The organism is Mycolicibacterium pyrenivorans, from assembly GCF_025821625.1.
Classification (GTDB): domain Bacteria; phylum Actinomycetota; class Actinomycetes; order Mycobacteriales; family Mycobacteriaceae; genus Mycobacterium; species Mycobacterium pyrenivorans.
Map to the genome: position 1 here is coordinate 1 of NZ_JACKSH010000252.1, position 508 is coordinate 508.

Sequence of the window (508 nt, forward strand, 5' to 3'; positions counted from 1 at the left end):
GAGCGGATATAGTTGGACATCGAAGCGCACGTGAGGAAGTAATGGGTTCTGAGTCTGGGCAGCACTACGAAATTGTCATAGTCGGAGCCGGGTTTTCTGGGATTGGTACAGCGATCAGCCTGTTGAAGGCCGGATTTATGGACTTTCTTATAGTCGATGACGCCGATGGCGTCGGCGGTACATGGCACTGGAATACGTATCCGGGAATAGCGGTCGATATTCCGTCCTATAGTTACCAGTTCTCTTATGAGATGCGAACATCCTGGTCACGAACTTATGCTCACGGGAATGAGTTGAAGGCTTATGCAGAGCGGTGTGTAGAGAAATACGGACTCCAAAATTACATCCGGTTCAACACGACCGTGGACCAAGCCTGCTTCGACGAAGGCGCCGCACTATGGCGGCTGAGCTGCTCCTCTGGCCAGAATCTGACCGCGCGTTTCGTGATAAATTGCTCTGGCGTCCTCAGTCGGCCGAAATGGCCTGATATTCCAGGAGTGCGCGACTT

At 52.6% G+C, this 508-nt stretch carries 1 protein-coding gene; it reads left to right on the forward strand.

The genetic code is table 11. From position 1 onward, the window contains the following. Positions 1-41: 41 nt before the first annotated feature. A partial coding sequence (locus H7I57_RS27305) for a flavin-containing monooxygenase (protein ID WP_264027478.1) occupies positions 42-508 on the forward strand: 467 nt, incomplete at its 3' end.